This window comes from Devosia sp. A449 (genome assembly GCF_054489375.1).
This window is the reverse complement of sequence record NZ_JBTMWU010000001.1, coordinates 114,570-132,750: the sequence shown is the minus strand read 5'-3', so window position 1 is coordinate 132,750 and position 18,181 is coordinate 114,570. Positions and strand designations below refer to the sequence as shown.

Sequence of the window (18,181 nt, the reverse complement as noted above, 5' to 3'; positions counted from 1 at the left end):
GCTGATGCGTTCGCGGCGCGCTGCGGCTAAGCATCAACCATGTCCACGATCACCGCCGCCCCCGCTGTCCGCTTTTCCGACCAGTTCTATGCCGGCGCCCGCGCCTGTATTCCCGTCGTCATCTCGGTGGCCGCCTATGGCATTGTCTGGGGCGTGTTGGCGCGCGGCACCGGGTTGAGCCTGCTGGAAGTGATCCTGATGAGCGGGCTGGTGTTTGCCGGCTCGGCGCAATTCGTGGCGCTCGATCTGTGGAGCGCGACGCCGTCCAGCCTGCCGATCGGCCCGCTGATCATCGCTGCGCTGATCGTCAATCTGCGCTATCTGCTGCTGACGGCGACGCTGCGGCCCTTGTTTGGTCCGCATGAACAGGTCAAGGGCGCGCTGATCATGGGCATTGTCTCGGACGAAACCTGGGCGATGACCGTGGCCGAAATGGCCAAGGGGCGCGGCTCGGTCGGGTTTTTGCTGGGCGGCGGCGTGCTGGCCTATTGCTGCTGGATGGCCACCACCGTCATCGGCCATACGCTGGGCTCGGCGATTGACGATCCCAGTCGCTATGGCCTCGATTTTGCCTTCACCGCCACCTTCCTCGTGCTGCTGCTCGGCATGTGGAAGGGCAAGGGCGATCTGGTGCCGTGGATCGTGGCGGCGCTGGCGGCCATTATCTCGGCCAAGCTGATCGAGGGCAGCTGGTATATTCTGATTGGTGGCGTGGTCGGCAGTCTGGCCGGGGCCATCGCCGAAAGGCTGCGCCATGCTCACTAGCACCGAAGCCCTGCTCGCCATCGCCGGCATGGCGCTGGTGACTTTCATGGTCAAGGCCGGGGGCTTGCTGCTGGCCAATCGCCTGCAGCGCGACGGCTTTGCCGCGTCCTGGCTCAAGCATATTCCCGGCGCGGTGCTGGCCTCGCTGGTGGCCCCGGCTCTGGTCACCGGCAGCGCCGCCGAAGTCATCGCCGCTGCCATCACCGCCGGGACCTATGTCATCACCCGCAATCTGCTGGCGTCGATGGCGGCCGGCGTCCTCGCGGTTTATCTCGTACGACTGTGGCTGCTAGCGTAATCAGCCTGTTGCAGCGCAACCCGACCTGGGTTAGAGAGCTTTCCCGTGCCCCTCTGGCGGAATGGTAGACGCAGAGGACTCAAAATCCTCCGCTGCGAGGCGTGCCGGTTCGAGTCCGGCGGGGGGCACCATTATCCCACTATAATTGCAAACTGCAGCACCGTGCCCTCGGTGCTGAGCGTGCAGTCGTGGCCGTGCTGGCGGCAGTAAAGCGGGATATCCACCTTGGCCATCGGGTCGGTGGCCAGCACGAGCAGGGTTGCGCCGGCGGGCAGGCCCGCAAGACGCTTTTCCATTTTCAGCACCGGCAGCGGGCATTTCAGCCCGCGTGCGTCGATGATGTCGGGCTCAGTCGCCAAGGACAAGAACCCAGTGGATGCCGTAGCTCGAGGTCGGGTTGAAGGCCATGGCGAGGCCGGCCTTGCCGGCCGTGGCGCGCAGGCCGACGGCGTCGGCGGGGTTGTTGCGCCAGCCCGAGAAGGTCTCGGCAAAAGTGGCGTAACCGGCGCTGAGCTTCATCACCGTCAGGCCCTGCGGGGTTTTCGGCGGGGTGCCGGTCTGGGCATATTGATTGGCCAGCGCCTGGGCGGTGCCGTCGAGCGCCGCGTCGGAGGCCAGAGCCGGCAGGCCGGCGGTGGCGCGATAGGCGTTGATCATGCCGATGGCCTGGGCCTGGTCGAGCCGGGCGCCCGGCTGATCCATGCGGGCCGACAGAGCCGGCGCCAGCGCCGTGGCGCTGCTGGCACCGCCGCCGCCCATGCTGCAGGCGGAAAGGACAATTGCCGCCAACACGGCGGCGAGCGGCGCAAGGGCCGGCTTGAAAGAACGCAGAGCGGTCATGAGTAAATCCTGAGACAAAGGGCCGTGGCCAATTATGGGCCGAGCAAGGCCAAAAGATGGTTGCCCCCTCTATAACCGCCAGACACCTGCCAGCGGCTTAACGCGATCTGGTGCTGTCGGGAGGTGGTGATCTCGGCGGGATTCGAACCCACGACCCCCGGATTAGGAATCCGGTGCTCTATCCAACTGAGCTACGAGACCACGCCGGACGAAATACCAGCAAGGCCGGATGGTGACAAGGCGAAGCGGCGGCCTTCGCCGCGCTTCTTGCTCAGGGGCATCCCGCCCAATCGCCGGATCCCCTCTCCCCTTGTGGGAGAGGGACAGACCTGACGCGTTCAGCGGCAGGTCAGGGTGAGGGGGCTGCGCTCGCCTATGTTTTGATGTCGGCCGAAGAACCCCCTCATCCGCCCTTCGGGCACCTTCTCCCACGAGGGGAGAAGGGGGGCTCGGTGGGCGACCACCATCCCGCACCACGCCCCGAGGGTGACGCGCGGTAGGCGGGGCAATGTGCGTCTTCACGGCGTGAAATCGGCGTTCATGATTTTTTGCCGTATTTGGGTGCATGGTTAGGGAAGTCTTTCCGGGGCCTGATTTGTTCACCTCCAGTCTCGTTCGCCTTGCTGCGCTTGCGGCCCTGTCTTCGGTGTCGGTGGCGAACCTTGCCTGCGAACAGCTGGCGATGGCGGCCGGTGGCGTGGTCACGGCGGTCACCGATGGCGATACGGTGATTCTCGATGATGGGCGGGTGGTGCGGCTGATCGGCACGCAGGCGCCCAAGCTGCCGCTCGACCGGCCCGATTTCGTCACCTGGCCGCTGGCGCCCGAGGCCAAGGCGGCGCTGCAGGCGATCGCCCTCAACCAGAAGGTGCGGCTGGGCTATGGCGGGGAAACCATTGATCGCTATGGCCGTAGCCTGGCGCATCTGTTCATCGACACGCCGGACGGCGAAATCTGGGCGCAGCAGGTGATGGTGGCGCAGGGGCTGGCGCGGGTCTATTCCTTCCCCGACAATCGCGCTTGTCTCGAATTGTTGTTGGCCGCCGAAGGCCGGGCCCGCTTGGGCGGGCTTGGCATCTGGGCCGATCCCTATTACAGCGTTCGTGCGGCGGACGCGCCCGGCGACCTCCTTGCCCGGGCCGGCCATTATGAACTTGTCGAAGGTAGAATCCTGCTGGCCGATAAAACCGGCGGGCGGGTCTATCTCAATTTCGGCCGGTTCTGGAAGGAAGACTTCACCGCCGTGATCGAGGCGCCGGCTTTGCGGCTGTTTGCCAAGGCCGGTATCGACCCGCTGGTGCTGGAACAGGCGCTGGTGCGGATTCGCGGATGGGTGGACGACCGGGATGGTCCACGCATTGAAATTACGCATCCCGAACAGATCGAGGTTCTGGCTAGGCAATGACGGGCATGGGGCATATCGCAAAAATTTTGCGCAGCGGCGTGCTGGTGGTGTCGCTGCTGGCGCTTGGCGCCTGCACCAGCCTGACCGGGACCAATGTCGCGGTCAGCCAGACCGGTGACAATCCGGCGCCGGCCGTGGTGCCGGCTGGTACCGAACCCGATGACGTGGTGATCGGTCGCCGCGAGCATCCGCGTATCATCGCCGCCTATGGCGGGGTGTATTCCGACCGGCCGGCCGAAATCATGGTGGCCCGCATTGTCGGCCGCCTGCTCGCTGCCGCCAACCAGCCCAATGCCCAGTTCCAGGTGACCATTCTCGACAGTTCCGAGGTCAATGCCTTCGCGCTGCCGGGCGGCTATATCTATGTGACGCGCGGTATCCTGGCGCTGGCCTCCGATACCAGCGAACTCTCCGCCGTACTGGCCCATGAAATTGCCCACGTGACGCTGCGCCATGCCCGCGCGCGCACCAATCGCACCCGCACCACCCAGATTGTCGACCGCGTCATCACCGGCGTCTTCGGCGGCGATACCTCGACCGACGCCACCGCCAACCGCACCCGCGAATCAATGGCGGCCTTCAGCCAGAATCAGGAGCTGGAAGCCGACCGTGAGGGCATCAAATTTGCCGGCAAGGCCGGCTATGACCCGCAGGCGGCGGCGCGCTTCCTCGGGGTGATGAGCCGTTTTGCCAGCTTCTCGGCCGGCGAAAATGGCGGGGAAGGGTTCTTGTCGTCCCACCCCTCGACCCCGGCCCGCATCCAGAAGGCGCTCGATACCGCCAAAACCATGTTCGGCCAGGCCCAGCTGGAGACGGACCGCGCCGGCTATCTGGCGTCGATTTCCGGGCTCACCTTTGGCGACAGCCCGGCGCAGGGCTCCATCGTCGGACGGCGCTTCATCCATACCGCGTCCAAATTCACCTTCACCGTGCCCGACGGCTACACGCTGCAGAACTCGCAGAGTGCAGTGGTCGGCGTCGCGGGCGACGGCGAGGCGGTGCGTTTCGACAGCGCCGATGTGCAGGCCAATGTGGGGCTGGCGGATTATCTGAAATCGGGCTGGATCGCCGGGCTCAAGGCCGACAGCGTCAAGACGCAGAGCTTCAACGGTATCGAGATGGCTTCGGGCCTGGCCCAGACCGACCAGTGGTTCTTCCGCGTCTCGGTGATGCGGCTGGATGGCCAGGTCTATCGGTTCATTTTTGCCGCCAAGAGCGACAGCGCCCGCTTTGCCCAGGGGGCCGACGCCACGCTGCAGAGCTTCCGCCGGGCCAGCGCCGCCGATCTCGGCCAGGTGCGCAAGGTGGCGCTGCGCGTCGTCACCGCCAAGGCCGGCGATAGTGCCGATTCACTGGCGCGACAGATGGCCGGGCTCAGTCGCGGCAGCGAATTGTTCTATATCATCAACGACCTCTATCCCGGCGACAGCGTCGTAGCCGGGGAGAAATACAAGGTCGTGGTGCTGCAATAGCCTAGAGCTTCTTGGCCTGATCGCCGATGACGTCGGCGGCGCCGCCGGTGCCCGCGCCCATGACGACGAACAGATTATTGCCGACGGCGGCAAAGGTGCCGGCAATGGCGACAGCGATCAGTGTGCCCAAGAGGGCATATTCGATGACGGTGGCGCCGGCTTCGTCGCCGATAAAGGATTTGATCGTCTCAACCAGCATGCGCGCCCCCCGGCCGGCAAGGTTATCGGACTAGAGCAGATCGCATAGAGCGGCGATCAGCGGTTCGTCCGCCGGTGGCATGGCATAGTCGCGCAATTTCTGCGGACGCACCCATTTGAGGGCCGTATGCTCCCGCGCCTCCGGCACGCCCTGCCATTTCCGGCAGGCGTAAAGTGGCATCAACAGGTGAACATTGTCGTAAGAGTGGCTGGCGAAGGTCAGCGGCGCCAGGCACGCGGTCTTGGTGGAGATGCCCAGCTCCTCCTCCAGCTCGCGGATCAGCGCTTCTTCCGGGCTTTCCCCCGGCTCGATCTTGCCGCCGGGAAATTCCCACAGCCCGGCCAGATTTTTGCCCTCGGGGCGCTGGGCGATCAGCACGCGGCGATCCGCATCGATCAGGGCGCAGGCGACGACGAGCAGCAGTTTGTGGTCGCTCATCGGGCCCCCGGAATGCGATAGCTGTAGTCATATTGATGGGTATAGCCGAGACCGGCATAGAGCGCCTTGGCGGCAGCATTGTCGGCCTGCACATTGAGCGCCGCAATGGTCGCGCCTTTGCCCCTGGCCCAAGCCAGGCCGCTCTGCATCATGGCGGCGGCCAGGCCCTGGCGGCGGCGCGTGGGGTCGGTCACCACATTGCCGGTCAGCACAATGCCATCGGCGACGGCCATCAGGCCGGAGGCCACGGCTTGCCCATCGCGAAACAGCACCACGCCGGTAGCCGGCACGGCAAAGGCGGCCAGCACCTTGCTCATTTTGGCCGTGACCTCGTCGCTGAGGTCCGACAAATGCTGCTGGGCAGCCAGGAACACCGGATCAAGCACGCCAAGGCATTGCGCCTCGGCGTCCGGCGCGTGTTCACCCAATTCCATGGCCAGCAGATGGCTGGCGTCGATGCTTTGCCAGCCGGCGTCGTCGAGGGTTTCGTTGAGGTCGGGGTTCGACAGCGGCGTGATGCGGAACACCGGCTTGAGCCCGCGGATCACCATCCAGGAGCTGGCCGAAATCACCCGCAGATCGGCATCCTCGCCGTCTTCGGGATCAAAGCACTGCACCGAATTGGCCCGTTTGGTGTAGCCGCCGGCGGCTCGCCTTACCCAGCCGCCGTCCCATTTTTCTTCCAGAGAGGGCCAGGCGCGCAGGCTGGCCCGCTCGAAGGCTTCGACGTCGGGCAGGGCCATATCAGCTCCGGTAATCGCCATTGATGGTGATGTAGCCATGGGTCAGGTCGCAGGTATAGACCGTCGCCGCGCCGTCCCCGAGCCCCAGGCTGACGGTCAGCTCCAGCTCTTCGCCCTTCATATAGGCGCTGGTGGCGGCTTCGTCATAGCCATGGGCGCGCTCGCCATTGCGGGCCACCACCAGATCGCCGAAGCGGATAGCGAGGCGGTCGCGGTCGGCTGGCTCGCCGGCCTTGCCCACGGCCATTACCACGCGACCCCAATTGGCGTCCTCGCCGGCAATCGCGGTCTTGACCAGCGGGCTGTCGGCAATCACCTTGGCGATGCGGAAGGCCGAGGCGTCGGTGGTGGCGCCTTCGACATGGATCGACACCTGCTTGGTGGCGCCTTCGCCGTCGCGCACCACCTGGATGGCCAGATCGAACAGCACGTCCTTGAGCGCCTCGCCAAAGATTTCGGCGCGCGGATCATCGAGGCTGGCAATCGGCTCGACCCCGGCCTTGCCGGTGGCAAAGGCCAACAGCGTATCGGAGGTGGAGGTGTCGCTGTCGACGGTGATGGCGTTGAAGCTGGTCTGCACATGCTGGGCCAGCAGCGCCTGCAAGACCGGCGCGGCAATCGGCATGTCGGTGACGACGAAGCTGAGCATGGTGGCCATGTCGGGCGCGATCATGCCGCTGCCCTTGGCGATGCCGTTGATCTTGACCTCGACGCCGTCGATCTCAAGGATCGCGCCTGATAGCTTGGGGAAAGTGTCGGTGGTCATGATGGCCTTGGCCGGGCCCATCCACGGGCCATCGCCGAGCTGGGTCGCCATGGTGTCGAGCACGCCGGCGAATTTACTGGCATCGAGCGGTTCGCCGATGACGCCGGTCGAGGCGAGGAAAATTTCGGATGGGGTGCAGCCCAGTGCCTTGGCGGCATAGTCGGCGGTCAGCTCGACGCTCTGCTGGCCCTTGGCGCCGGTAAAGGCATTGGCATTGCCCGAATTGACCACCAGCCCGCGCGCCACGCCGCCCGGCAGATTGGCCTTGCACCAGTCGACGGCGGCCGACGAGCATTTCGAGCGGGTCAGCACGCCAGCGGCGACGGTGCCCTCATCAAAGGCCATCAGCAGCACATCGGTGCGGTTTTTGTATTTGATGCCCGCTTCGGCGGTGGCAAAGCGCACCCCGGCAATGGAAGGCAGGTCCGGATAGGATTTGGGAGCGAGCGGGGAAACCGGGATGGCCATCTGCAGGTGCCTTGTGGGAGATGAGTTCAACGCCCGGTGTGCCCCAAACATGCGGCATTCGCAAGACGGGCAGACGTGCCGCCTGTGGGCGGCTTGATCCGAGGGGGCAGGGCTTGGGGAAGTGGAGAGCCCTCGGGTCAGGCCCGACGGCTGGGGGTGGTGGGATGGCTTGAGCACAAAAGCCGCAGTCGACACCCTCCCCCTTGCGGGGCTTCGAGCCGGCCGAAAGGCAAAATCGCTCCAATGGAGCGATTTTAGGTGAGGAGGCCATGAGGGCTTTGCCCGAATGGCGATCAAGGGTGGGGGTGGTTTGGTCCCGGTGATCGGGGCTCTCGTACCCCCACCCGGCTCGATGACGGGCTTAGCGAAGGGCTAAGTCCTATCTCGCTCGCCCTCCCCGCAAGGGCGAGGGTGAACCCGGTGGGTGTGGCCGGAGGCCTTACTGCGCGGCGGCTTCGCCTTCGGTCTGGGCGTCGACGGCGGCCTTGAGGGTGGCGTCGGGGATGTCGATGGTGACACCAGCCATCAGCCGCTCCACGGTCTCGTCAAAGGTGGTCATCAGCAGCTGCTGCTGCAGCTGGCCGGCGACTGCCTCGAAAGCCGGGGCGGACGACTGGCGCTTTTCTTCGAGGCGGATGACGTGCCAGCCGAACTGGGACTGCACCGGATCGGAGACCTGGCCGATCTCGGTCATGGCATAGACAGCGGCCTCGAACGGCGCGACCATCATGCCCTTGCCGAAGAAGCCAAGATCGCCGCCATTGGCAGCACCCGGATCAATCGACTTTTCCTTGGCGACGGCAGCGAAATCGGCGCCGCCATCCAGCTCGGCCTTGACTGCCTTGGCTTCGTCTTCGGTCGGTACCAGGATGTGGCTGGCGCGGATTTCCTCGGCGGGCACGAAATCGGCGACGAATTTGTCGTAGGCAGCGCGCACGGCTTCCTCGGTCACCGCATTGGCGATGGTGTCGGCGAAATAGGCGCGGCGCAGGGCGCGTTCCTCAAGATATTTGAGGCGCTGCTGGAACAGCGGGGTATCGGCCATGCCGGCGTCCTTGCCGGCCTTGGCCATCACCTTCATGTCGATCAGCACGCGCAGCAGGAACGGCTTGCGCTGGTCGGGGGGCATCTGGCCGAGTTCCTGGGTCAGGTCTTCGGCGGCAAAGCTGAGATCGGCCTCGGTGATCGGCTCACCGCCAACGGTGGCGACCACCGTTTCAGGGGTCACAGCGGCGGCTTCGACAGCGGGCGCGGCCTCCTGGGCCAGGGCCGGCGCCAGTGCGGTGCCGGCCAGCATCAGGGCCAGAACGCTGGCAGTGCGGGCAAGGCGCGAAGAAAAAAGCATCATCGTTCGGTCTCCTGGGCCGGCGCTGCTAGGCGCCAGGCGAAATTGTTCTGCGACATGCGCTCCGGAACCGGAGTCCGGCGCGGGGCAATGGCCTCAGCTCACATGGCAACGGGGCCAAAATGTGCCGCGTCGCGCCTTGTGGGCAATCTCTGACCGGAAACCCTGTCTCTACCGGGCTTTCCGGCAGGGGTAGGGAGGTGTCGCTGATTTCGGCGACGTTGACAAGACAGGGGTGCGCTCTTACATCTCACCCGCTTTTTCCGTCGTCTGGCGGACACCAGAAATTCAAAAGCCCGAAAGGCTTTCTCATCGCGCCGACGTGGCCGAACGGGTCCCTTCCGCACCCTCTCCAGCTCTCCGCGATGAGCCATTTAAGGACCTGATATATGGCACTGGCTTCACTCGCTCGTCGGATTTTCGGGTCACCGTCCGATCGGCACGTCAAGCGGTTCCAGGGCCGGGTCGCCGCGATCAACGCGCTCGAGCCGGAACTGGAAAAGCTCAGTGATGACGCCCTGCGCGCCCGCACCGCCGAATTCAAGGCGCAACTGGAACAGGGGGCCGATCTCGACGATTTGATCGTGCCGGCCTTTGCTACCGTGCGTGAAGCCTCCAAGCGCGTGCTCGGCATGCGCCATTTCGACGTGCAGCTGGTTGGCGGCATGGTGATGAATGAGAGCGGCATCGCCGAGATGCGCACCGGTGAAGGCAAGACGCTGGTGGCGACCTTGCCGATGTATCTCAATGCCCTGACCGGCAAGGGTGCGCATCTGGTCACCGTCAACGACTATCTGGTCAAGCGCGACGCCGCCTGGATGGGCCAGATCTATAATTTCCTGGGCCTGAGCTGGGGCGTCATCGTCCATGGCATGACCGATCCCGAGCGTCAGGCCGCCTATGGCGCCGATATCACCTACGGCACCAATAACGAGCTGGGCTTCGACTATCTGCGCGACAATATGAAATATACCCGTGCCCAGATGGTGCAGCGCGGGCATGAATTCGCCATCGTCGACGAAGTCGACTCGATCCTGATCGACGAGGCGCGCACGCCCTTGATCATTTCGGGCCCGTCGGACGACCGCTCCACGCTCTACACCACCATCGATGCGCTGATGCCGATCATCGAAGAGGGCGATTTCGAGCTGGATGAAAAGCAGCGCGCCGCCACCTTCACCGATCAGGGCATCGAAAAGCTCGAAGCCAAGCTGACCGAAGACGGGCTGCTCAAGACCGGCTCGCTCTACGACATCGAAAACGTCGCGCTGGTGCACCATGCCAATTCGGCACTGCGCGCCCACAAGCTGTTCCGCAAGGACAAGGATTACATCGTCCGCAACGACGAAGTGGTGATCATCGACGAATTCTCCGGCCGCATGATGCCGGGCCGCCGCTATTCGGAAGGCCTGCACCAGGCGCTGGAAGCCAAGGAACACGTCAAGATCCAGCCGGAAAACCAGACGCTGGCCTCGATCACCTTCCAGAATTATTTCCGCCTCTACAAGAAGCTGGCCGGCATGACCGGTACGGCGGCGACCGAGGCCGAGGAATTCGCCGACATCTACAAGCTCGATGTGGTGACCGTGCCGACCAACGTGCCGGTGGCCCGCAAGGATGACGAAGACGCCATCTTCCGCACCGCCGAGGAAAAATTCAACGCCATCGCCGATCTGATCAAGGAATGCCAGGAGCGCGGCCAGCCCGTGCTGGTGGGCACCACGTCCATCGAAAAATCGGAAATGCTGGCCGAAATCCTGCGCACCAAGAATGTTGGGCAGATGAATGTGCTCAATGCCCGTCATCACGAGCAGGAAGCCTTCATCGTCGCCGATGCCGGCCTGCCGGGCGCCATCACCATTGCCACCAATATGGCCGGTCGCGGCACCGACATTCAGCTTGGCGGTAACCTCGAAATGCGCATCCAGCGCGAAACCGAGGGGCTGGAGGGCGAAGCGCGCGAGGCCAAGATCGCCGATATCAAGGCGACTATCGCCAGCGACAAGGCCAAGGCGCTGGCTGCCGGCGGGCTGATGGTGATCGGCACCGAGCGGCATGAAAGCCGCCGTATCGACAACCAGCTGCGTGGCCGTTCCGGCCGTCAGGGCGATCCGGGCCATTCGGCCTTCTTCCTGAGCCTGCAGGACGATCTGATGCGCATCTTCCCGGTCGACAGCATGGATTCCATGCTCGGCAAGCTGGGGCTGGAGCAGGGCGAATCGATCACTCATCCCTGGGTGAGCAAGGCCATCGAACGGGCGCAGGGCAAGGTCGAGGCGCGCAACTTCGACATCCGCAAGAACATCCTCAAATACGATGACGTGATGAATGATCAGCGCAAGGTGATCTTCGAACAGCGCATCGAAATGATGGATGCCGAGGATGTCAGCGAGACCGTGGTCGAGATGCGCCATGACGTGGTCGACAACATTGTCAGCAAGGCGATTCCGCCGCGCTCCTACCCCGAGCAGTGGCACGTGGAACAGCTGACCGCTGCCGCCAAGACCTATCTCAACCTCGATGTGCCGGTCGCGGCATGGGTGGCTGAAGAAGACATCGATCCCGAGATGATCACCCAGCGGCTGGTGGAAGCTGCCGATGCGCATGCCGCCGAGAAGGAAGCCCGCACCATCGTGGCGATGGAAGCAGCCGGCTCACCCAATCCGGGCGTGATGCGCCAGGTGGAGAAGTCCATCCTGCTGCAGTCGATCGACGGGCTGTGGCGCGAGCATCTGGTGACGCTGGACCACCTCTCCAAGGTGGTGGGCTGGCGCGGCATCGGCCAGCGCGATCCGCTCAACGAATACAAGCAGGAAGCCTATGAGCTGTTCCAGGGCCTGCTCGCCAATCTGCGCGAGCTGGTGACCACCCAGCTCAGCCATGTCGAATTGCAGCCGCGTCCCATGACCCCGCCGGTGCCTGATCTCAGCCGCCTGCAGGAAACCCATATCGATCCGCTGACCGGCGAGAATGACGTCAATGAAGGCAATGGCCTGGCTTCGGGCAGCGATCCGGCGCTGGCCCCGATCGACCCCAAGCTACTGGTCGGCGTGGCGCGCAACGCCCCATGCCCCTGCGGCTCGGGCAAGAAGTTCAAGCATTGCCACGGCGCGTTCTAGGCGCTGGTGGACTGAAATGACGAAGGCCCGGAGCGATCCGGGCCTTTTTTATTGCCAGTATGTGGGCTCCTGCGCCCCCTCTCCCCTGAGGGGAGAGGTGAGCCCTCAGCAGGTCACGCGGATCTCGGCGAAGCCGGTCATGCCGTTTTCGCCGGCGGAGACGACGCCGATCATGCAGGCGGTGCCGGGCAGGCCGATATTGCCGCCGGCGGCGATCACCGTGCCGTCGGCAAGCGAGATGAAGCCATTGTCCACCGCACCGATCGCCACCGTGCCGGCAACGCCGCAGACCGGGTAGCTGTCGCCGGCCGCCACCAGGAACCTTGTGCCGGTGGGCAGGCAGTCGCCGGCATTGGCGGGGGCGGTGGCATTGGGCGCGGCCGGCAGCTCGGGCAGCGCGGTCTGGACCGGGCTGCGCCAGTTTTCTTCGAGGATGGCGAGGCGATTGGCCAAATCCTGCAGGCTGGCTGCGTCGGTGCCCGAGGGTGTGCCCTGCTGGCGGCCGAACAGCTCAAGGCTGAGGCGGAACTGGGCGATATCGGTGGAGAGCCGCATGATGTCGCGCTGGGTTTCGCCATAGACCCAGGCGCTGGCCCCCAAAGCGGCGACACCGACCAGCCCGACGACAAAGCTCAGCAGCGTGCCGCGCGGCAGGCGGCGGCGCGGCCGCTTGCGTTCAGGCGGCGTCTCCGCCTTGACCTCGACAGTTACCGGCTCTTCCAAGGCGAATTATCTCCCTATGGGCAGTCGGGTCTGGATCGGCGCAGATTACGGCTTCGGTATGGTGCCGGCGCCTACTGGCGCTGCGGCGGGGCCGGGGGCTTGGGCGCCGGCTGGCCGGAGATCACCGGGGTGACATTGGCGTCCTTGCCGCCAAAGACATTGCCGATGCCGCTGAAGAAGCCGCCAATGGCCTCGCCCCGCTGTTTGGCGGCGGCCAGGGCCGCTGCCTCGCGCTCGGCCTCAAGCGCCAGCCGTGCTGCCTTCTGGGTCTCGCTTTCGACAGCGGAGACGAAGGCCATTTCGTCGGCCTGCTGCTTTTGCGCCAGCGCGGCATTCTGCACCACGGGCGGGCAGGCCCCCATGGGGTTGAGCGCGCCGCCGCCGATGGCGTTAAAAATATACTGCCGCTCGCACACATCCCAGGCCGGCGGTGTCTTGGTCAGCTCGAACAGATCATAGCCTTCCTTGATGTCCTTCCAGAAGCTGATGTGCTGGCTGCCGGCTTGCTTGGCCAGATTGCCGGCGGTCATGCGGAACGGGAAAATCTGCAGCTGAAAGCTGGAATTGCCGCCCTTGAAGGTTTCGCGGGCCAGCGCATAGATTTCGGCGATGCCTTCATCGGTCATGGCGTAGCAGCCGCGCGATGAGCAATCGCCATGCACCATCAGATCGGTGCCGGTGCGGCCCCAGGCGCGGTCGAACTTGTTGGGAAAGCCGGTGTTGAAGGAGAGGTAATAGCTCGACTTCGGGTTCATCAGGCCGGGCGTGATCGTATAGAAACCCTCGGGGCTCTGCCGGTCGCCTTCCTTGATCTTGGGGCCGAGATCGCCGGAATAGGCGCAAATCTCATAGGTCTTGAACAGCTTGTAGGTGCCGCCAGAGGTGCGCTTCCACACTTCGAGCGCCTGCTCCTGCTTGAAGATGCGGATGACCATGGCTTCGCCGGCCGACGAGCCCATATTGCGCAACCCGGCCTGGGTCACGCCCGACAGCGGCTGGTTATGCCGATTGTCGTTGCTTTTGGACATGAAGCCGCCACAGGCAGCCAGGCTCAAGGCGACGACAAGCACGACAAGAGTCGAACAGATTTTGCGGAGAACGATGGCGGTCACGATTGCGGCCCGATGGTCGAGGAACAGGTCCGGACCCAATAGGGGCCGTTGGTTACCGCAGCATGAGTTTTGCTGGTGAATTAAGCCTTACCACGGCGCTAAAATGCCCGGAAGCCGGCTTATCTCACGCAGATGTGTGGGGATATAACCTCTCCCTTCGGGGGAGAGGTCGGCGCGCAGCGCCGGGTGAGGGGGCCTTGACCCGCACCACACCCAGAAAAGGCCCCCTCACCCGACCCAAGAAGGTCGACCTCTCCCCCAAGGGAGAGGTGAAGAGGCGAAGCCTTAAAGCGTCGTGCCGATGGCCAGGAATTTTTCGCGGCGGTGTTCGCGGGTTTCGAGGCGACCCTTGCCGGAGAAATCGCTGAGGAAGCCGGCGATGGCGTTGCGGGTGGCGTCCATGATGACTTCGTGGTGGCGATGGGCGCCGCCGGCCGGCTCGGGGATGATGGCGTCGATGACGCCAAAGCCGAGCAGGTCCTGGGCGGTGATCTTCTGGGCTGTCGCCATGTCCTGCGCCCGGGCCGCGTCGCGGAACAGGATCGAGGCGCCGGCTTCGGGCGAAATCACCGAATAGATGGAGTTTTCCAGCATCAGCACGCGGTTGGCCACGGCGATGGCAATGGCGCCACCTGAGCCGCCTTCGCCGATGACGATGGCGATATTGGGCACGCCCAGTTCGAGGCATTTCTCGGTCGAGCGGGCAATCGCCTCGGCCTGACCGCGTTCCTCGGCGCCGATGCCGGGATAGGCGCCGGCGGTGTCGACAAAGGAAATCACCGGGATGTTGAAGCGGTCGGCCATTTCCATGATGCGCACGGCCTTGCGGTAGCCCTCGGGGCTGGCCATGCCGAAATTATGCTTGAGGCGGGTTTCGGTGGAGCTGCCCTTTTCCTGGCCCAGAATGGCGACGGACTGGCCGTTGAAGCGCCCGAAGCCGGCCTGCAAGGCCGCGTCTTCGCGGTATTTGCGGTCGCCGGCCAGCGGCGTCCATTCGGTGATCAGCTTGCCGATATAGTCGGAAAAATGCGGCCGCTGCGGGTGGCGGGCCACCTGCGTCTTCTGCCACGGGGTCAGCTTTTTATAGATCTCGACCAGCGCCTCTTCGGCGCGGCTGGAGAGTCGGTTGACCTCTTCGTCGATCGACACGGCCTGATCGGTTGCCGCCATCGCCTTGAGTTCGGCGATCTTGCCTTCAAGATCGGCGACCGGCTTTTCGAAATCGAGATAAGACTGCATCCCACCCGCCTGCTCAAGCCGCATGCGACCAAGGATCGCCGGCTTTCGGTTTCTTTTTTGTCGCAAGACCGTTGCGAAACGCCGGTATCCGGCATTTCGGGCCTTGCTCTGAGGGGGCTATGCGGCCCCGAAGTGCTGGGTCGCTGCTGTTGCGCCCTAAAGTGGCCGGAAAGTGGCGTTGGCGCAACGCTGAGTCAAGGGTTGGCGGCATTGGGACACAGGAAAGCGCCCTGTTTTGTCGCCGCGCCGGTGAAACTAGCCCTCCGCCAGCGGGTGATGGGTTTCGACCAGGGTGCGCAGTTTTTCGTCCAGCACATGGGTATAGATCTGCGTGGTGGAAATATCGGCGTGGCCGAGCAGCATCTGCACCACGCGCAGATCGGCGCCGCCGGCCAGCAAATGGCTGGCAAAGGCATGGCGCAGCACATGCGGCGCCACCCGGGCCGAACTGATGCTGGCGCGCGCCGCCAGTTCCTTGAGGTCGCGGGCAAAGACCTGCCGGGTGAGATAGCCATCGGCGCCGCTGGCGGGAAACAGGAAAGGGGAGCCGGGCTCCAGCGTTGCCACATAGGTCTTGATGGCGTCGCGGGCACGGTCATTGAGCGGCACCACGCGCTCCTTGCTGCCCTTGCCGATTACGGTGAGATAGCTGGTGTCGCGCATCACCGCCGAGCGGCGCAGGCTGACCAGCTCGCTGACCCGCAGGCCGGTGGCATAGAGCAGTTCGAGCAGCACATAGAGCCGCAGCGCCGCCGCCGCTTTGGGCGGGGTAGCTTCGGCATTGGCCTCGGCTTCCGCCGTGCTCAGCAACAGGTCGACCTCGGCGATGGACAGCACTTTGGGCAGCGCCCGCCGGCTTTTGGGGCTGGCGACGATGCGGGTCGGATCATCGCCCCTGATGCCATCGGCGCATAAAAACTTGTGGAATTGGCGGATCGCCGACAGCCGGCGCGCCGAGGACGAGGCGGAGAGCCCGTCATGCTTGAGCCGGTCGAGATAGGCGTTGACGGTGTCGCGGTCCGTGGTCAGCAGATTATGCTGCCTGCCGGTGACATAGCCGGCATAGTCGGCCAGGTCGCGGCGATAGGCGGCGATGGTGTTTTTGGCCGCGCCGCGTTCGGCGCTCATCATTTCGAGAAACGCGTCGACCAGATGGCCGCCAGCCTGGGTCATGGGGTGGCCGGCGCTGTTGCAGGCTCCTCGGCGGGCGCTGCGGTGCCCGGCAGGGCCGGCTGGCCGCCCGAGAGCAGGTCACGGGCCGGGATGCGGATGGTCACTTCCTTGGGCGTCGGTTCGACAAAGGCGATCAGGGCGATCATGCCGGCATAGACCAGGCCGGCCAGGAACAGCAGCGTGATGATGAGGCGGATCAAAGTGGGCATGAGCAGTCCGGCTGACAGATTTGTTTGAAGCTTGCGCGTAAATGCTTTCGTTTCCGTAAGGCTAACGGTTTGCGTCGGGTTTGGCTCGCAAGTTCTTGACAGGGCGGGTGCGGGCGGCTTGATAGCCCCCCAGTATCAGGGAGCCTTTCGTTGAACCGACCCGACGCGGCATCGCGGCACGCCCGCGCCGAACGCCTGTCCCAGCGCCTTGCCGGCACGCCCTTGGTGCTGGTTGGCATGATGGGCGCCGGCAAGACCACGGTGGGCCGGCGCTTGGCCGCCCGCATCAACCGCCAGTTTCTCGACAGCGATGAAGAGATCGAAAAAGCGGCGCAGATGACGATTCCCGAAATCTTCGCGCAGCGCGGCGAGCCCGAATTCCGTGCCGGGGAAACCCGCGTCATCGCCCGGGTGCTCAAGGATGGCGGCGTGGTGCTGGCCACCGGGGGCGGGGCGTTCGTCAATGAAGAAACCAGGGCGCTGATCAAGGCCGGGGCGATTTCGGTCTGGCTCAAGGCCGAGATCGATATCCTGTTCGAGCGGGTGTCGCGCCGCAGCAATCGCCCCTTGCTCAAGACCGCCAATCCGCGCGCCACGCTGGAAAAGCTGATCGAGGAGCGCTACCCGATCTATGCCGAGGCCGACGTCACCGTGGTCTCTCGCGACGTGCCGCAGGATGTGGTCGCCAGCGACGTGGTCGATGCCGTGCTCGCCTATCTCAAACGCCAGGAGCACCGCTGATGCCCGCAATTTCCCACACCGTTCACGTCGCTCTCGGCGAGCGGGCCTATGACATTCTGATCGGCGATCACCTGCTCGACGACGCCGGGGCGATTCTGGCCGAGCGCTTTCCCGGCTGCCGCTACGGCATCATCACCGACACCAATGTCGCTGAGGCGCAATTGCCGCGGCTGTTGGCCTCGCTCGATGCGGCCGGGCTCGGGCACACCGAAATCGTGCTGCCGGCCGGCGAATCAACCAAGTCCTGGACGCTGCTGGGCGAGGCGGTCGAAGGGATTCTGGCGGCGCGGCTGGAGCGCGGCGATCTGATTATCGCTCTGGGCGGCGGGGTGATCGGCGATCTGGCCGGCTTTGCCGCCTCCATTGCACGGCGCGGCATGGATTTCGTGCAGATGCCGACCTCGCTGCTGGCGCAGGTCGATTCGTCGGTGGGCGGCAAAACCGGGATCAACTCGCCGCATGGCAAAAATTTGATCGGCGCCTTCCATCAGCCCAAGCTGGTGCTGGCGGATCTGTCGACGCTGGATACGCTGAGCCCGCGCCAGTTTGCCGCCGGCTATGCCGAGGTGGTCAAATACGGGCTGATCGACGACGAAGAGTTTTTCTTCTGGCTGGAAGCCAACCAGGCCGAGATTTTCGCCGGTGGTCCGGCGCGCGGCGAGGCCATTGCCCGCTGCTGCGCCCACAAGGCGCGGGTGGTGATCGAGGACGAAAAGGAGCTCGGCGTCCGGGCCCTGCTCAATCTCGGCCACACGTTCGGCCACGCGCTGGAAAAAGACACCGGCTATTCCGACCGGCTGCTGCATGGCGAAGGCGTCGCTATCGGCATGGCGCTGGCGCATGGTTTTTCGGCGAAACTGGGCCTGGCGCCGAGCCAGGATACCGGGCGGATCGTGGCGCATTTGCAAAAAGCCGGGCTTCCCACCATATTGGCCGACATCCCCGGCACGCTGGGGTCCACCGAAACCTTGATGGCGGCCATCGCGCAGGACAAGAAAGTCTCGCGCGGGGCCCTGACTTTTATTCTGACCCGCGGCATCGGGCAGGCGTTTATCGAAAAGAATGTCGATCCGGCGGCGGTTGCCGCGTTTATCGAGGATATGCGGGGCTAGCCCCGCTCGATTGC

General features: G+C 64.6%; 19 protein-coding genes and 2 tRNA genes. 8 read left to right on the top strand and 13 right to left on the bottom strand.

Annotation, left to right across the window (positions count from 1 at the left end; translation table 11 throughout):
* Positions 1 to 39: 39 nt before the first annotated feature.
* From ACX3OW_RS00650 to ACX3OW_RS00640, 3 genes are all read left to right on the top strand, one after another.
* On the top strand, positions 40 to 765 hold the full coding sequence (locus tag ACX3OW_RS00650; RefSeq protein WP_459093802.1) for an AzlC family ABC transporter permease: 726 nt from the start codon (positions 40 to 42) through the stop codon (positions 763 to 765).
* On the top strand, positions 755 to 1,063 hold the full coding sequence (locus ACX3OW_RS00645) for an AzlD family protein (RefSeq protein WP_459093801.1): 309 nt from the start codon (positions 755 to 757) through the stop codon (positions 1,061 to 1,063). The genes ACX3OW_RS00650 and ACX3OW_RS00645 overlap by 11 nt, the downstream gene beginning before the upstream one ends.
* A 47-nt stretch (positions 1,064 to 1,110) precedes the next feature.
* Positions 1,111 to 1,194, top strand: a tRNA-Leu gene (locus tag ACX3OW_RS00640).
* Here ACX3OW_RS00640 and ACX3OW_RS00635 read toward each other — a convergent pair.
* The 3 genes from ACX3OW_RS00635 to ACX3OW_RS00625 all read right to left on the bottom strand — a co-directional run bounded on the left by ACX3OW_RS00635 (position 1,195) and on the right by ACX3OW_RS00625 (position 2,104).
* Positions 1,195 to 1,422, bottom strand: coding sequence for a sulfurtransferase TusA family protein (locus ACX3OW_RS00635; protein ID WP_459093800.1), 228 nt, complete (start codon positions 1,420 to 1,422; stop codon positions 1,195 to 1,197).
* A complete protein-coding gene (locus ACX3OW_RS00630) occupies positions 1,412 to 1,903 on the bottom strand; it encodes a CAP domain-containing protein (protein ID WP_459093799.1) in 492 nt (163 codons plus the stop codon). The genes ACX3OW_RS00635 and ACX3OW_RS00630 overlap by 11 nt, the downstream gene beginning before the upstream one ends.
* Positions 1,904 to 2,027: 124 nt before the next feature.
* Positions 2,028 to 2,104: transfer RNA gene (locus ACX3OW_RS00625), tRNA-Arg, on the bottom strand.
* A 394-nt stretch (positions 2,105 to 2,498) separates the two neighbouring features.
* Between ACX3OW_RS00625 and ACX3OW_RS00620 the strand changes: the two genes are divergently transcribed.
* Positions 2,499 to 3,308: a thermonuclease family protein gene (locus ACX3OW_RS00620; protein ID WP_459093798.1), complete on the top strand. Its 810-nt coding sequence runs from the start codon at positions 2,499 to 2,501 to the stop codon at positions 3,306 to 3,308.
* Positions 3,309 to 3,313: 5 nt separating this feature from the next.
* The gene (locus ACX3OW_RS00615) at positions 3,314 to 4,780 is read left to right on the top strand and encodes a M48 family metalloprotease (RefSeq protein ID WP_459093797.1); all 1,467 of its coding nucleotides are present in this window, start codon (positions 3,314 to 3,316) and stop codon (positions 4,778 to 4,780) included.
* 1 nt (position 4,781) lies between these two features.
* Here ACX3OW_RS00615 and ACX3OW_RS00610 read toward each other — a convergent pair whose 3' ends face one another.
* From ACX3OW_RS00610 to ACX3OW_RS00590, 5 genes are all read right to left on the bottom strand, one after another.
* Positions 4,782 to 4,979 carry a Flp family type IVb pilin gene (locus tag ACX3OW_RS00610; RefSeq protein WP_459093796.1) on the bottom strand — a complete coding sequence of 66 codons (198 nt, stop codon included), beginning with the start codon at positions 4,977 to 4,979 and terminating at the stop codon, positions 4,782 to 4,784.
* Positions 4,980 to 5,009: 30 nt separating this feature from the next.
* Entirely contained in the window at positions 5,010 to 5,417 is a 408-nt protein-coding gene (locus ACX3OW_RS00605) for a (deoxy)nucleoside triphosphate pyrophosphohydrolase (protein WP_459093795.1), read from the bottom strand.
* On the bottom strand, positions 5,414 to 6,160 hold the full coding sequence (locus tag ACX3OW_RS00600) for a GNAT family N-acetyltransferase (RefSeq protein WP_459093794.1): 747 nt from the start codon (positions 6,158 to 6,160) through the stop codon (positions 5,414 to 5,416). Before ACX3OW_RS00600 ends, ACX3OW_RS00605 begins: the two co-directional genes overlap by 4 nt.
* A gap of 1 nt (position 6,161) precedes the next feature.
* Positions 6,162 to 7,394: a bifunctional glutamate N-acetyltransferase/amino-acid acetyltransferase ArgJ gene (gene argJ / locus ACX3OW_RS00595; protein WP_459093793.1), complete on the bottom strand. Its 1,233-nt coding sequence runs from the start codon at positions 7,392 to 7,394 to the stop codon at positions 6,162 to 6,164.
* 439 nt (positions 7,395 to 7,833) lie between these two features.
* A complete protein-coding gene (locus ACX3OW_RS00590) occupies positions 7,834 to 8,742 on the bottom strand; it encodes a peptidylprolyl isomerase (RefSeq protein ID WP_459093792.1) in 909 nt (302 codons plus the stop codon).
* Positions 8,743 to 9,128: 386 nt separating this feature from the next.
* Here ACX3OW_RS00590 and secA point away from each other — a divergent pair, with 386 nt between their 5' ends.
* Positions 9,129 to 11,858 carry a preprotein translocase subunit SecA gene (gene secA, locus ACX3OW_RS00585; RefSeq protein ID WP_459093791.1) on the top strand — a complete coding sequence of 910 codons (2,730 nt, stop codon included), beginning with the start codon at positions 9,129 to 9,131 and terminating at the stop codon, positions 11,856 to 11,858.
* 105 nt (positions 11,859 to 11,963) lie between these two features.
* Here secA and ACX3OW_RS00580 read toward each other — a convergent pair whose 3' ends face one another.
* The 5 genes from ACX3OW_RS00580 to ACX3OW_RS00560 all read right to left on the bottom strand — a co-directional run bounded on the left by ACX3OW_RS00580 (position 11,964) and on the right by ACX3OW_RS00560 (position 16,314).
* Positions 11,964 to 12,581, bottom strand: coding sequence for a hypothetical protein (locus tag ACX3OW_RS00580; RefSeq protein WP_459093790.1), 618 nt, complete (start codon positions 12,579 to 12,581; stop codon positions 11,964 to 11,966).
* Between the two features lie 71 nt (positions 12,582 to 12,652).
* Positions 12,653 to 13,609, bottom strand: a complete 957-nt coding sequence (locus tag ACX3OW_RS00575; RefSeq protein WP_459093789.1) for a L,D-transpeptidase family protein — start codon at positions 13,607 to 13,609, stop codon at positions 12,653 to 12,655.
* Positions 13,610 to 13,978: 369 nt separating this feature from the next.
* The gene (locus ACX3OW_RS00570; protein ID WP_459093788.1) at positions 13,979 to 14,932 is read right to left on the bottom strand and encodes an acetyl-CoA carboxylase carboxyltransferase subunit alpha; all 954 of its coding nucleotides are present in this window, start codon (positions 14,930 to 14,932) and stop codon (positions 13,979 to 13,981) included.
* A 255-nt stretch (positions 14,933 to 15,187) separates the two neighbouring features.
* Positions 15,188 to 16,105 carry a site-specific tyrosine recombinase XerD gene (gene xerD / locus ACX3OW_RS00565; RefSeq protein ID WP_459093787.1) on the bottom strand — a complete coding sequence of 306 codons (918 nt, stop codon included), beginning with the start codon at positions 16,103 to 16,105 and terminating at the stop codon, positions 15,188 to 15,190.
* Positions 16,102 to 16,314, bottom strand: a complete 213-nt coding sequence (locus ACX3OW_RS00560) for a histidine kinase (RefSeq protein WP_459093786.1) — start codon at positions 16,312 to 16,314, stop codon at positions 16,102 to 16,104. Before ACX3OW_RS00560 ends, xerD begins: the two co-directional genes overlap by 4 nt.
* A gap of 150 nt (positions 16,315 to 16,464) precedes the next feature.
* Here ACX3OW_RS00560 and ACX3OW_RS00555 point away from each other — a divergent pair, with 150 nt between their 5' ends.
* The gene (locus ACX3OW_RS00555; protein ID WP_459093785.1) at positions 16,465 to 17,055 is read left to right on the top strand and encodes a shikimate kinase; all 591 of its coding nucleotides are present in this window, start codon (positions 16,465 to 16,467) and stop codon (positions 17,053 to 17,055) included.
* The gene (aroB, locus tag ACX3OW_RS00550; protein ID WP_459093784.1) at positions 17,055 to 18,167 is read left to right on the top strand and encodes a 3-dehydroquinate synthase; all 1,113 of its coding nucleotides are present in this window, start codon (positions 17,055 to 17,057) and stop codon (positions 18,165 to 18,167) included. Before ACX3OW_RS00555 ends, aroB begins: the two co-directional genes overlap by 1 nt.
* Positions 18,168 to 18,181 lie beyond the last annotated feature (14 nt).

Coding starts and splice junctions, on each gene's coding strand:
- ACX3OW_RS00650 (WP_459093802.1), top strand. CDS start 40: ATGTCCACGATCACCGCCGCCCCCGCTGTCCGCTTTTCCGACCAGTTC.
- ACX3OW_RS00645 (WP_459093801.1), top strand. CDS start 755: ATGCTCACTAGCACCGAAGCCCTGCTCGCCATCGCCGGCATGGCGCTG.
- ACX3OW_RS00630 (WP_459093799.1), bottom strand. CDS start 1,903: ATGACCGCTCTGCGTTCTTTCAAGCCGGCCCTTGCGCCGCTCGCCGCC.
- ACX3OW_RS00615 (WP_459093797.1), top strand. CDS start 3,314: ATGGGGCATATCGCAAAAATTTTGCGCAGCGGCGTGCTGGTGGTGTCG.
- ACX3OW_RS00610 (WP_459093796.1), bottom strand. CDS start 4,979: ATGCTGGTTGAGACGATCAAATCCTTTATCGGCGACGAAGCCGGCGCC.
- ACX3OW_RS00605 (WP_459093795.1), bottom strand. CDS start 5,417: ATGAGCGACCACAAACTGCTGCTCGTCGTCGCCTGCGCCCTGATCGAT.
- ACX3OW_RS00600 (WP_459093794.1), bottom strand. CDS start 6,160: ATGGCCCTGCCCGACGTCGAAGCCTTCGAGCGGGCCAGCCTGCGCGCC.
- argJ (WP_459093793.1), bottom strand. CDS start 7,394: ATGGCCATCCCGGTTTCCCCGCTCGCTCCCAAATCCTATCCGGACCTG.
- ACX3OW_RS00590 (WP_459093792.1), bottom strand. CDS start 8,742: ATGATGCTTTTTTCTTCGCGCCTTGCCCGCACTGCCAGCGTTCTGGCC.
- secA (WP_459093791.1), top strand. CDS start 9,129: ATGGCACTGGCTTCACTCGCTCGTCGGATTTTCGGGTCACCGTCCGAT.
- ACX3OW_RS00575 (WP_459093789.1), bottom strand. CDS start 13,609: ATGTCCAAAAGCAACGACAATCGGCATAACCAGCCGCTGTCGGGCGTG.
- ACX3OW_RS00570 (WP_459093788.1), bottom strand. CDS start 14,932: ATGCAGTCTTATCTCGATTTCGAAAAGCCGGTCGCCGATCTTGAAGGC.
- xerD (WP_459093787.1), bottom strand. CDS start 16,105: ATGACCCAGGCTGGCGGCCATCTGGTCGACGCGTTTCTCGAAATGATG.
- ACX3OW_RS00560 (WP_459093786.1), bottom strand. CDS start 16,314: ATGCCCACTTTGATCCGCCTCATCATCACGCTGCTGTTCCTGGCCGGC.
- aroB (WP_459093784.1), top strand. CDS start 17,055: ATGCCCGCAATTTCCCACACCGTTCACGTCGCTCTCGGCGAGCGGGCC.